Source organism: Endozoicomonas sp. ONNA2 (assembly GCF_024606365.1).
GTDB lineage: Bacteria > Pseudomonadota > Gammaproteobacteria > Pseudomonadales > Endozoicomonadaceae > Endozoicomonas.
Map to the genome: position 1 here is coordinate 1 of NZ_JAHHPO010000741.1, position 11699 is coordinate 11699.

Here is an 11699-nt window from a genome sequence, read left to right on the forward strand (position 1 = left end):
ATGGCGCGTGAAAATATTTTGCGCCACCCCCAGGGATGAAAAATGGTTGAGCAAAATATTTTTCACGGCAAAGGGTTTGGGCAGGTTCCAGTACCGATGGCGCTAACCTGATGGCCCCCTTTGCAGTATGCCACGCAGGCCGGGGGCAGACCTGGATTGGCCCGCTCAGCGCTCAGCAACAATCCGAACCGGGCTTTCATGACCTGTGCGACAATTTCAGATTAAAGGTCCGTCAGTGCCACACCATTGAGCAGAAGCTATGGGAGAAGCTGGCTATTAACAGTTGTATCAACGGCCTCACCGCGTTGTTCAACTGCCGCAATGGTGAGCTGTTGGATAATGGCGAAAAACAGGCCCGGCAGGATCAATTAATTATCGAGACCAGCAAGGTTCTGGCGGCGCTTGGAATGCCTGCAACCGCACTCCGGGAGAGCGTCTACAGTGTCTGTGAGATCACCGCCAGCAACCTGTCATCAACCTGGCAGGATGCACGGCGGGTAAGAGCCACAGAACTGTCGTTTATCAACGGTTTTCTGATTCAGCAGGCCAATACTCTGGGGGTCACCGTCACCGGCCATCATCAGCTGATGGATCAGTTAAGCGTTGCAGGCGTCAAGACAGGGCAGCCTGCAATGGTTTCTCCTTTGGGTATATAATCCCCGCCAAAGAATGCCAGCCTCCGGAATGACCATGAAAGCATCCTGTACACTGCCTGAAAACCTGAGCCCGGTTCTGCGAGACCAGATACACAGCGCCGTAGCAACCAATGTTCGCCAGGCATTGGCGGAAGATATAGGTTCCGGAGACATTACCGCTGCCCTGATTCCAGAAACCCGACAATCGCTCGCCAGGATTATTTGTCGAGACCATGCCGTCATCTGCGGACGCCCCTGGTTTGATGAGGTATTTCACCAGATTGATCCTGATGTTCAGCTGGAGTGGCATATAAAAGAAGGTGAACAGGTTGAGCCGAACCAGGTGCTGGTGGTTCTCAAAGGCGCTGCCCGCAGCATGCTCACCGGCGAAAGGGCCGCGATGAACTTCCTGCAGACCCTCTCCGGCACAGCAACCCGCTGCCAGCGCTATGCTAGTCTGGTCAGTAGTACTGGCGTCAAACTGCTCGATACCCGCAAGACCCTGCCTGGCCTGCGGGTTGCCCAGAAATACGCCGTCGCGGCCGGAGGCTGCTACAACCATCGAATCGGGCTCTTTGATGCCTTTTTAATCAAGGAAAATCATATTGCCGCCTGTGGCGGCATTACCCGGACAGTCGCAAGGGCTCACGACATCGCTCCCGGCAAACCGGTAGAGATCGAAGTGGAAAACATGGAAGAGTTCAAGACTGCCAGAGAGGCCGGAGCCGATATCATCATGCTTGATAACTTCCCGCTGGCTCAGCTGGCCGAGACCGTCCGGCTGAACAGGGAACTTCCCGGCAAAGCCCCAAAACTGGAAGCGTCCGGTGGTATTAATGATCAGACCCTGGTGCCCATTGCCGAAACCGGGGTCGACTTTATCTCTATTGGCACACTGACCAAAGACGGCCAGTCTGTGGATCTGTCCATGCGGATCGTTGAGCAGCTTTAAATACACGGAGGCAGCCTTGAGCAGCAATTTGAGCAAAAACACAACAAAAAAAATTCTGGTCACCGGTGGCGCTGGCTATATCGGCAGCCACACCTGCGTGGAACTCCTTAACGATGGCCATGAGATCATTGTTCTGGATAACCTCAGTAACAGCAGTGAGGAATCCCTGAAACGGGTTCAGGAGATCACCGGCAAGACACTTGAGTTTGTTAAAGGGGATATTCGCGACCATAAACTGCTGAACTCACTGTTCAGCAACCATGAGATAGCTTCTGTTATCCATTTCGCCGGACTGAAAGCCGTTGGCGAGTCTGTCTCCATGCCCTTGGCTTACTACGATAACAATGTGAACGGGACACTGGTGTTGCTGGAGGCGATGAAGCAGGCCAATGTGAAAACCCTGGTGTTCAGCTCTTCTGCCACGGTCTATGGTGACCCGGCCAGCCTGCCCATTAGTGAGGACTTCCCAACCTCGGCAACCAACCCCTATGGCCGCTCAAAGTTGATGATAGAAGAAATTCTTCAGGACCTGCATGTGTCGGACAATAGCTGGCGAATTGCCCTGCTACGCTACTTCAACCCGGTTGGTGCGCACCCTTCCGGCAGAATCGGTGAAGACCCCAATGATATTCCCAATAACCTGATGCCTTATATCGCTCAGGTTGCCATCGGTAAGCTGGACAAGCTCAGTGTCTTCGGCAACGACTACCCAACCCATGATGGAACCGGAGTCAGGGACTATATCCATGTGGTTGACCTCTCTCTGGGCCATGTGCGTGCTATTGAGAAGTTGCAGAAAACTGCGGGTATCCATGCCTGGAACCTGGGGGTCGGTAAAGGCTACAGCGTGCTGGAAATGGTTGCTGCGTTTGAACAGGCATCGCAACAGCCAGTGCCTTACCAGTTTGCTCCAAGACGCTCCGGTGATATTGCCGCCTGTTATGCCAATCCGGAAAAGGCCCTGAATGAACTGGGCTGGAAAGCGGAAAAAGGGGTGGACGATATGGTGTCGGATAGCTGGCGCTGGCAGTCGGTGAATCCGAACGGGTATCACAGTTAACCAGCTTTGGGGCTACTGAAAAGCTAAAAGCAGGGAACCACAAAGACACAAAGGAAAAGAAAAGCTCTTCTTCGTGCACTTTGTGACTTTGTGGTTTCAGTTCTTATGATCTTATTGCACTCTGTCCTTTGCAGTAATGCATATTTCTTATAATGTAACCACCCACCTTTTCATGCTTTAATCCAAGCATGAAAAAAATAATATTGCTCCTGTGGATAACCTTTCTTCTACCTGCCTGGGCAGATGACTGCCCCCAGTGGGATCAACGGGAAGCCACTGAACAGATCGGCAGGCTTTCGGATGAAGTGGCTTACCATGATGAACTGTACTTCAACCAGAACGCCCCCATCATCAGCGATGGAGAATACGACGACTTGCTTGCCAGGCTGAAATACTGGCAAGCGTGCTTCCCGTCCATCGCCACCGGGAAACCCCTTTCCCAAACACTGCACAATAGGTATACGATTCACCACCAGGCGCCAATGGGCAGCTTGAAGAAAGCGCAGTCCGCGGAAGAAGTCACAAGCTTTTTACAGCGAATAGCTGACAGTGGTTTTTTGGTACAGCCGAAGATTGATGGCGTTGCAGTGGAGCTTGTCTATCACAAGGGGCGGTTAATCCAGGCTTCCACCCGGGGCAATGGCGAGGTTGGAGTGGATATCCTCCATCATATCCGGCAAATGCCGTTGATCCCGAAAACAGTGGATAATGATGAAAAAAACCAACTCATTCTCCATGGAGAACTATTTGCCCGGCTTGACATAATCGCTCCATCCATTCTTGAGCAGTATGCCAGTGCCCGACATCTGGTTGCCGGTCAGCTCAACCGGACTGAGCCAGAAGCGGAAGTCATAAAAGCCTTTGATTTTTTCCCATGGCAGTGGGTTAACAGCCCGTTTAATAGGGGTTTACAGTCAATAACAGCTCTAGCGGGTATGGGCTTTCCTTTACCCCTGGAGCATACCCACCGAACCACAGCCTACCCTGAGATCAAACAGCACCTTGAGCACTACGCTGCCCTCAAAAAGCCCATATTTTTGCTGGATGGCATTGTGATCAAGGCCGACAGCCAAACCGTCAAAAAGCAGCTGGGCTGGGCAGGCAATACACCGGCCTGGGCCATGGCATGGAAGTTTCCGCCAGCAACCACTTCATCAGCAGTGGAGGCGATTGAATTTACTATTGGGCGAACCGGCAATATCACACCCGTGGTGCATATTGAACCGGTGACGCTGAAAAACAGAACCATATCAACCCTGTCACTGAGCAGTATTCAAAATCTGGAAAAGAATGGGCTTGCCGTGGGGGATCGAATCAGTATCAAACTCAAGGGTAATGCCATACCAGTCTTTGGCAGGGTGCTTTTTCGCCCTGCAAACAGGGTAAGCCCGGAACTCTCGGATACAAGCCGTTATACGCCCTTTACCTGCCTCTCTATGGCACCGGGTTGTGAACAACAGTTTATCGCTCGCCTGATATGGCTAACCGGTAAACAGGGGCTTGATATTGCAGCGATCAGCAAGCCAGCTATTCATCAATGGGTTCAATCGGGAACAATCCAGACACTGGTGGACATTCTGCAGTTGGCACCCCATTCATTGCAATCGGCTGGTATGTATCCGAAGGAAGTCCAACAATACATCGAGTCAATCAAACGTTCGAAAAGCCTGGAGCAACAGATCCGTGCACTGAGTATTCCGGGCATCGGGACAAGCAATGCCCGCGAGTTGGCTGGGTGTATAACGGATTTACGAGGATTGTTATCCCGGCAGATTTCGGATAAGTGCCCAACGATTGGCAGTAAACGGATGAAAGATCTACAGGACTATGTGAACAGGAAGGAGGTTACAGAACTGATTGAGTTTCTGGTTGAGCCTGTTAGTCGGAAAACCGGGTAAAAGCACAATAAACTCAACAAGTTGCATTCCCGAGCTTGTAGACCTTTGAGTCACATAGCCCGGAAACGTGGCAAGCGTTAACTAATTTGGAAAAGCACCACTAGAATCGCCATTCCATTGTTTGTTCTTCATGACGGCATCGGTAGCGCAAAGATTATTTGCAGTGGCATCGCCACCATTATTGCAGGACATCTTCCAGTTACCACCAGTAGCATCGGATCGGAAAATCAGAGTTTGAGTACCAAATGAACTCGCTGGCGTCACTATCAGCTCTGCATGAGTATTGTCTACGTAAGCACCAATGGTCACTCTTGTGCCCGCTACAGCGGGTACACCACTACCAACACCACCGGGTTGACAGGATTGAATAGTCGCTGTCTGTGCGCAAATTGCCACAGCTGTCTGAAATGCCTTCACTTCACTCAGTGCGGCCTGAGCCGTTGAGTTCCTGGTATACGCTTGATACTGTGGAATCGCTACCGACGCCAAAATACCAATGATCGCCACAACGATCATCAATTCAATCAGAGTAAAACCCGACGCCTTACGGATTTCCGACATCCTCGTCTTCATATTTTCTTCCTCGACCAATGAGTTTTTTTGACAGCGTGCTGAAGTCCATTGCTCAATCTGTCGGCACCGTCCTGCAGCTCTTTAAACAGGATAGCCAAGTTCAGCAGTGGTGGCAGGCGGCCCACACAGAAACCCACTGGCAGCAGACTCATGCAAATAGTTTTTGCAGATAGTTTTGTCAGCAGGGAAAATTCACCATAAACACAACATATCCCGCTGATTAGAAGAATAAAACCATAAGAATTGGCGTCTTTTGGAATAAACCCGTCCACACCGCTTATCGTGTAATACCTCCTGTCACCCAGTCTTTGACAGATCAGCTACTTTTTTTTGCCATTCGTCCGATAGCCAAAGTAATGACGTTGTTTATTCAATTTACAATTTTATTGCCTTAACCTATGGCGACTGCATTCCATTGCAGCCGGTCAAACCGGTATGATAAAGACAACCCTGATCATTACATTGGACGTTAACCATGAAAAAGCTGCTGGCCATCGCCGCTACCGCACTTATCCTGCCAATCAGCAGTCAGGCTGCAACGCTGGACCGGGAACAGCAACAACAGGTCAAAGAGCTGGTGCGCGAAGCCCTGATGGAAAATCCTGAAATTTTTATCGACGTTGTCAATGAGTTGAAAAAAAGAGAAGAGTTAGCCAAAACACAGGCGCAAAACTCGCTGCTCACCCGCAGTACGGCGGAGCTTTTTCACAACAGTGATGATCCCTTCGTCGGGTCATCAACACCCAAGCTGACCATTGTCTATTTTGGTGATGTTAACTGTGGATTTTGCAAAAAGCAGGATCCGGTTCTGGAAGCGCTTGTTCACCATTACCCTGACCTGAAAATTATCTATAAAGACCTGCCAATCCTTGGGTCAAGCTCAAGAGAGGCGGCTGCCCTGTTATTAGCAGCCAGGGCTGAAGGTAATGACGCCTACCTTGCACTGCATAAAGAGTTCATGTCCCATCGTGCCCGACATGATTCGGATTCCATTGCCAGTAGTGTCAAAAAACTGGGGTTGAATCTGGACGCACTGAAAAACGCTGTGGATGATGATATTAACAAACGACTGGAAAGCAATATTATGCTAGCCCAGAGGCTGGGTATTACCGGTACTCCGGCATTGGTGTTCCCCGACGCAATAGTTCGTGGATTTACGCAGGAAAATGTTCTGAAAGAGATGGTTGATAAAAGGCTCAGACAAATCAAATAGAAAAGACAAAAACCAACAAAGGCCCTGTTAACCAACAGGGCCTTTTGTCGAACTCTTTAACACTTATCAGATTTCAGAGATGATGCAGGCCTTGCGATCTTTACCGGTACGCTCAAGATAGTCTGAGAAGTCCGCAGGAATACGCCCGGTTGTCGCCCCTTCCCAATCTACCGGTGAACCATCAACGGCTTCGTAGCGAAACAAATACCGCTGGCGTGTTTTTCCTTTACGGCTACCGCTGCTTTTATCTTCTGTCAGGTCTTTAATATCACCTAGCGAGAGTCCAAGCTCTTTCATCTGTTTAACAACCGCATCCAGCGCCTCTTTTTTGCGGGCCTGCTCCTCTTGAACCTCCATTTCAGCCATCATCTTTTCTTCGTAAATGGCTTCTATGCGACCGATGACACGCTGAAGGTCTTCAGCGTGCATATCATGAAAGAGCTTGCGTACCTGAACTTTAGACTTCAGAACACCGAGAGCTTCATCAAAAATATTCATTGTTTGAACCAATCTGGTAAATCAAGGAATCAATTAAACGTAGGGATGGAAATAGATAAAAACTTAACATTGACAACCCTGCCTGTAAATAGACAAAACCCCGTACCTTGTTAATGAAAAAAGAGCATATTTTTTCATCACCTCGCAAAAAATACTTTTTAGTAAACGGCCTATAAGTAGTTGGCCAGATGGAATCGTATTTTCTGACTAAGTAGACAGCTACTATACAAGACACAACGGAGCGAACATAGCCGTAGCTATGTGACCGGAGTTGTAACGCCGCAGAGTGATTGTCCGCTTAGTCAGGAAGTACGATTTCATTTGGTTAACTACTCAACTAGCGACCAAGCCATGAATCACAAGGAATAAAACGAATAATCAGGTTTTTCATCGCATAGTTTCGGGGAGTCAGTAATGCTCAACAATAAAGGTATAAAGCAACAGCATAAAAGAGAAAAGATAAAAAAATCAGAATACTGATCAAAGCACGACCAACATAATAATTCACTCTCATTTTAAGGAAAAATAAAAAGCAACTACTCGATTATCACATGAAAAGCTGGCTTAATGAGTTTAATTCATATTTAAAAATTCTGAAACACAACCTTGACTGAAATCAAATGAATCGATTAAACAATAATTTCCAAGCATATTAAAAGTTATTTTAATTACCAAGCCCCAGAAAGTACCGGGGCTTTGCTGAAATCAGGAAGCTGTTTCGTGCTTTTTCATTTCTTCGCCACGGAGATCTTTTCTCAGGATTTTACCGACCGGCGTCATTGGCAAAACATCCCGGAACTCAACCTGCCCGGGAACTTTATAGGCGGTCAGGTTCAGTCGGCAGTACTCTTTGATCTCCTCCGACGTCAAGCTCTTGTCTTCGGGAATAACAAAAAGTTTGACTGCCTCACCGGTTTTCTTATCGGGTACACCAATAACGGCACAGTTCTGCACTTTATCATGCCTGGAAACCACATCTTCCACTTCATTGGGATACACGTTAAAACCTGACACCAGCACCATATCCTTAACCCGGTCGACAATTTGCACATAACCCTGCTCATCAATAATGGCAACATCTCCGGTTTTAAACCAGCCTTCACTGTCAATCACTTCTGCCGTCGCTTCTGGACGCTGCCAATACCCTTTCATCACCTGAGGGCCTTTGACACACAGCTCCCCACGCTCCCCTGATGGCAGCTCATTTCCCTGTTCATCGATCGTCTTCAGCGCTGTGTCGGGCACAGGCAAGCCGACAGTACCCAATTTTGAGTAACTGCCCGCCGGGTTCAGGGATACCACGGGAGATGTTTCAGAAAGGCCATAACCCTCGGAAATAACACACCCCGTGATACCTTGCCAACGGTTGGCAACTGCCGCCTGCAAGGCAGTTCCACCGGACATGGTTAACTGCAGTTCGGAAAAGTCAAGGTCTTTAAACTCCGGGTGATTCATCAAGCCAACAAATAGTGTGTTCAAGCCGATGAATATATTCACCTTGTGAGGCTTCAGGGATTTGACAAACGTATCCATATCCCGTGGGTTGGCAATCAAAATGCTGTGTCCACCCTGCTGGAAGAAGGTCATCAGGTGCACGGTGAAAGCGTAGATATGATAAAGAGGCAGGGGTGCAACCGCCGTATTGCCCTCTGGTTTTGTCAGTGGCACACCATGATCATCCACCTGGGACATAACACTGGCCGTCTGCATGACATTACTGACCAAACTACGCTGAGTCAGCATAGCGCCTTTGGCCACCCCGGTTGTTCCTCCGGTATACTGTAGTACGGCCACATCACCAGGGTTGGCCGGTGCGGGTTTAATGTACCGGGCTTTTGCCCCAAGCTTCATGGCCTGATTGAAACTCAGCGCCTGTGGCAGTTGATAAGAAGGCACCATCTTCTTGAGGTGCCTTACCGCCAGGTTAATCAGCGACCGCTTCGGCCAGGGCAAAGGGTCGGCCAGCTCAGCGACAATCAGGTGCTTGATTGGCGTATCCTGAACAATCTCCTCCACCAGGTGGCCAACAACATTAAGGCAGACCAGCGCCTTGGCTCCTGAATCAGTAAATTGATGTTTCATCTCCCTGGCCGTGTAGAGAGGGTTAGTATTAACAATGATCAGCCCGGCCTTGATAGCACCATAAACGACGACGGGATACTGAATAAGGTTCGGTAGTTGAATAGCGATACGGTCACCGGGCTTCAGTGTCGTATGGTTCTGGAGATAGGCAGCAAACCGGGTACCAAGCTGATCTATTTCGTTAAAGGAGACCGTTTTGCCCATGCTGGTATAGGCTGGCCGGTTGCCGTATTGATGGACTGCATGTTCAATGACTTCACCGAGGTTTTTGAACTTTTCAGGATTGATTTGGTCAGCAACACCGGGAGCACGCTTGCCATCCCAAAAACTGGCTTCCATGAACACCTCATACTTGTTTGTTGTTGTTATCCGAAGGCAGCGAAACGTTGTATACACCCTGCTTTTTATGGGTTGCAGGTGTCTTACAAATGTCCTTCCTGCTTCACTTTTTTTTTGGGAATCATACTATTTAAACGTTCAAGCTTGAACCAAAAATGGTATTTCATGCTTCTTTTTGTGCTAAAAAGCCATAAAGGTCCAGGAGGCTCTCTGTGAATAGCGCCCGTCTGGCCCCCCGTAGCGCGGGTAGCGAGAAATTGAGGATAAGAATTTCTGATGCTTGGGAGTGAAAAAGCAGGAATTTTTAGACCAATTTGCTGCCAACGTAGTAGGGCAGTCTATTCTCGGAAAACCTTCTGGTGATTGCTATTAACCAGCCTCCTGGCCCAAAGATCACAGCAATTTCGCGGTGAGCAGAGCAAGCTTAGCTTTTGTGGGCGAGTCAGCTTTTTGATGGCGGCTTCCCGTCGGCTGGCCGATGAACGGTCGTGATCACCTTCCAGATAGACCAACTGCTGTGGCTTTCGTCCCCTGAAATACCTCGCTCCGCTGGCATTGCAATGTTGCTGCCATCGCCTCTCAATATCCGTGGTAATGCCCGTATAAAGGCTGCTGTCACTGGCGAGAATTATGTAAACCGACCAACTTCCATCTGACATTGCTTGCTCTTCCTGAACGATTCCAAGTTGCTTCTCGATCCGGTGGTGTCCGGGAACTGGTACTAAGTAGTTGGCCAAATGGAATCGTATGTTTCTGGTTAAGTGGGCATTTACTATGCAAGCGTAGGGAGCATAGCCGTAGCTATGTGTGGGATTTGTTGTGCCGCAGAGTGAATGACCACTTATCCGAAAAATATGATTTCATTTAGCCAACTACTTATATCAAGACAGTCTATTCTCAGAAAGCCGATTAGCCAATAAAAGCCGATTAGCCAATAAAAGCCGATTAGCCAATAGAAGGTAATACACCACCGATGACCCCAAACTGGGCAACAATAACCAAAAGTCCAACAATGATGGCAATAGCCAGTGCCGGAATACCACCTGCCACTTGATAGGGTTCTTCCATGTGGAGTTTACGAACCTTCCAGACCAGTGCCACGGGAATGAACACCGCCAGAATCACCAGGGCAACGGCGGCGTAACCCAGAGCAGTAACGAAACTGCCGGGCATAAAAATAGCTGCCAGCAGCGGCAATAGTAGCGTGAGCATAATGGTTTCAATCCGCCCCCAAATACCATGGGAACGACCAAAGACTTCTGCCAGATAGTCAAATAGCCCAAGCGCCACGCCCAGGAATGAGGTGCCCAGGGCAAAAGCTGCAAAGGCACTGATCATATAATCAAAACTGGACGTACGGGAATGATTGCCTATGGCATCCATCAGCGACGTGACACCGTCAGGACGGTGTGCCATAGTCACCACCACCCCGGAGGAAATCACACCAATCACCACTACCATCCAGATAATATAAATGCTGAACGGCAGGGCACTGCCACCAATCAGGGCATGGCGAAATCGCTGTGGTTTCCCCTGCACATACTGAACAACGGTAGGTACCGCACAGTGATAGCCAAATGAGGTATATAACACCGGCAGCGCAGCGAGTAGAACACCAGGGCTACTGTTCTCCAGCCCAAGATTACTCAAACTGACCTCAGGCAATAGTGACACCACGATATAAAGCATCAAGGCCAGCATCAGAGCAAACATCACCCGATTGACCACATCAACGACTCGGGTACCGGTCACCACCAGAATGGCAACCAGCAATACCACAACCGTTGCAATGATACGAAAAGGCAGATGAACGCCCTCTTTTGCCAGCAGGCTGCCCAGAACATTGGCACCACCGGAAATATACGCAGCGCACAGGGAATAATAGAGAAACAGCATGGCGATGACGGCAATACCCTGACCAACCGGCCCCATTAAACGCCCCATGACGCCATGCAAATTGTCTGCTTCAGGGCAGGCCCGACACGCCTCGGCGATCAACAGCCCGCCATAGGTTGATAACCCCCACATCAACAACATCAGGAATACGCTCCAGCCCAGTCCGGTCAGTGCAGACACCAGTGGTAATGCCAGCATACCCGCACCAATCGAAGTACCGGCGACCAGAAGGCTGCTACCCAACGTCTGACTTTTCATATTCGGTCCACCTGTTTGATAAAACAAAAGCCACGAAAATAGCTTTTGAAAGCGGGAGGCTTGGATAAAATAGTTCGTCAAAACGACTCTATAAATAACCTGACAGTACTAATAATGGACTGTTTTAGATTTTTTTCTACTTATAAGGTGTTTTTGTCAGAAATCTGAAGGTCCGGTGGCCGGGGCCTGCAGAATGTGAAACAACTTGTCTTACCAGAGAGCCGGGAAGGAATCTTGTGTTGTACCCTGGGAGGCTGTCCGAGAATAGACTGCCCTGCTGCGGTTGCGATAAATT

10 protein-coding genes are annotated in these 11699 nt (G+C 49.1%); 5 read left to right on the plus strand and 5 right to left on the minus strand.

Annotated elements, in window-relative coordinates; all coding sequences use genetic code 11:
* Positions 1-110: 110 nt before the first annotated feature.
* The 4 genes from KDK14_RS13040 to KDK14_RS13055 all read left to right on the plus strand — a co-directional run bounded on the left by KDK14_RS13040 (position 111) and on the right by KDK14_RS13055 (position 4545).
* Positions 111-656 (plus strand): ketopantoate reductase family protein, encoded by a 546-nt coding sequence (locus KDK14_RS13040; RefSeq protein ID WP_257265583.1) that lies wholly within the window; start codon positions 111-113, stop codon positions 654-656.
* 34 nt (positions 657-690) lie between these two features.
* Complete coding sequence (gene nadC / locus KDK14_RS13045) at positions 691-1587, plus strand: carboxylating nicotinate-nucleotide diphosphorylase (RefSeq protein WP_257265584.1); 897 nt, start codon at positions 691-693, stop codon at positions 1585-1587.
* Positions 1588-1603: 16 nt separating this feature from the next.
* Positions 1604-2647, plus strand: a complete 1044-nt coding sequence (gene galE, locus KDK14_RS13050) for a UDP-glucose 4-epimerase GalE (RefSeq protein ID WP_257265585.1) — start codon at positions 1604-1606, stop codon at positions 2645-2647.
* Positions 2648-2835: 188 nt separating this feature from the next.
* Positions 2836-4545: a hypothetical protein gene (locus KDK14_RS13055; RefSeq protein WP_257265586.1), complete on the plus strand. Its 1710-nt coding sequence runs from the start codon at positions 2836-2838 to the stop codon at positions 4543-4545.
* Between the two features lie 81 nt (positions 4546-4626).
* On the opposite strand, the gene KDK14_RS21495 is transcribed toward KDK14_RS13055, so the two are convergent.
* Complete coding sequence (locus KDK14_RS21495; RefSeq protein ID WP_306671539.1) at positions 4627-5118, minus strand: prepilin-type N-terminal cleavage/methylation domain-containing protein; 492 nt, start codon at positions 5116-5118, stop codon at positions 4627-4629.
* A 475-nt stretch (positions 5119-5593) separates the two neighbouring features.
* Between KDK14_RS21495 and KDK14_RS13065 the strand changes: the two genes are divergently transcribed.
* A complete protein-coding gene (locus KDK14_RS13065; RefSeq protein ID WP_257265587.1) occupies positions 5594-6331 on the plus strand; it encodes a DsbA family protein in 738 nt (245 codons plus the stop codon).
* Positions 6332-6397: 66 nt separating this feature from the next.
* Here KDK14_RS13065 and KDK14_RS13070 read toward each other — a convergent pair whose 3' ends face one another.
* From KDK14_RS13070 to KDK14_RS13085, 4 genes are all read right to left on the minus strand, one after another.
* Complete coding sequence (locus KDK14_RS13070) at positions 6398-6829, minus strand: hypothetical protein (protein ID WP_257265588.1); 432 nt, start codon at positions 6827-6829, stop codon at positions 6398-6400.
* Positions 6830-7534: 705 nt separating this feature from the next.
* Positions 7535-9250: an AMP-binding protein gene (locus tag KDK14_RS13075; protein ID WP_257265589.1), complete on the minus strand. Its 1716-nt coding sequence runs from the start codon at positions 9248-9250 to the stop codon at positions 7535-7537.
* A 338-nt stretch (positions 9251-9588) separates the two neighbouring features.
* Positions 9589-9909, minus strand: a complete 321-nt coding sequence (locus tag KDK14_RS13080; protein WP_257265590.1) for a GIY-YIG nuclease family protein — start codon at positions 9907-9909, stop codon at positions 9589-9591.
* Positions 9910-10195: 286 nt separating this feature from the next.
* On the minus strand, positions 10196-11404 hold the full coding sequence (locus KDK14_RS13085) for an amino acid permease (RefSeq protein ID WP_257265591.1): 1209 nt from the start codon (positions 11402-11404) through the stop codon (positions 10196-10198).
* Positions 11405-11699 lie beyond the last annotated feature (295 nt).

Coding starts and splice junctions, on each gene's coding strand:
- KDK14_RS13040 (WP_257265583.1), top strand. CDS start 111: ATGGCCCCCTTTGCAGTATGCCACGCAGGCCGGGGGCAGACCTGGATT.
- nadC (WP_257265584.1), top strand. CDS start 691: ATGAAAGCATCCTGTACACTGCCTGAAAACCTGAGCCCGGTTCTGCGA.
- KDK14_RS13055 (WP_257265586.1), top strand. CDS start 2,836: ATGAAAAAAATAATATTGCTCCTGTGGATAACCTTTCTTCTACCTGCC.
- KDK14_RS21495 (WP_306671539.1), bottom strand. CDS start 5,118: ATGAAGACGAGGATGTCGGAAATCCGTAAGGCGTCGGGTTTTACTCTG.
- KDK14_RS13065 (WP_257265587.1), top strand. CDS start 5,594: ATGAAAAAGCTGCTGGCCATCGCCGCTACCGCACTTATCCTGCCAATC.
- KDK14_RS13070 (WP_257265588.1), bottom strand. CDS start 6,829: ATGAATATTTTTGATGAAGCTCTCGGTGTTCTGAAGTCTAAAGTTCAG.
- KDK14_RS13075 (WP_257265589.1), bottom strand. CDS start 9,250: ATGGAAGCCAGTTTTTGGGATGGCAAGCGTGCTCCCGGTGTTGCTGAC.
- KDK14_RS13080 (WP_257265590.1), bottom strand. CDS start 9,909: ATGTCAGATGGAAGTTGGTCGGTTTACATAATTCTCGCCAGTGACAGC.
- KDK14_RS13085 (WP_257265591.1), bottom strand. CDS start 11,404: ATGAAAAGTCAGACGTTGGGTAGCAGCCTTCTGGTCGCCGGTACTTCG.